The 291-nt window shown below is 57.0% G+C and carries 1 protein-coding gene; it reads left to right on the top strand.

Features of this window, described 5'->3' with window-relative positions:
• The coding region (locus CI070_RS01475; RefSeq protein ID WP_143245550.1) for a hypothetical protein at positions 1 to 291 on the top strand (291 nt) is incomplete at both ends.

Below are 291 nucleotides of genomic sequence, written 5' to 3'. Positions count from 1 at the left end.
GCAATACAGAATAGAAGGCAGCGTGCTGACGATAGAAGACGGGGCGATATCCAGCGTGACGTGGGTATCTGCGGGAGAAGGAGGGGAATTGGAAGAAACGGTCAAGAACGCCTTTACGCTGGCTCTTGGGGAGGGGAGTGCGGCCAACGTCAGCCTGGGATATCTGAACGGGACCCTGACGACCAGCGGGGACAAAGTCTATCAAATCACCAACACCGGCGGAACCAAAATCAACCTGTCCGGAGTATACAACAGCGGGGCGACCCTGCCGTCCGGCAACCTCAACTACCA

Source organism: Akkermansia muciniphila, from assembly GCF_900184965.1.
Lineage (GTDB): Bacteria > Verrucomicrobiota > Verrucomicrobiia > Verrucomicrobiales > Akkermansiaceae > Akkermansia > Akkermansia muciniphila_A.
Note: the sequence above shows the minus strand (reverse complement) of the source record. Positions and strands in the feature narration are given on the sequence as shown.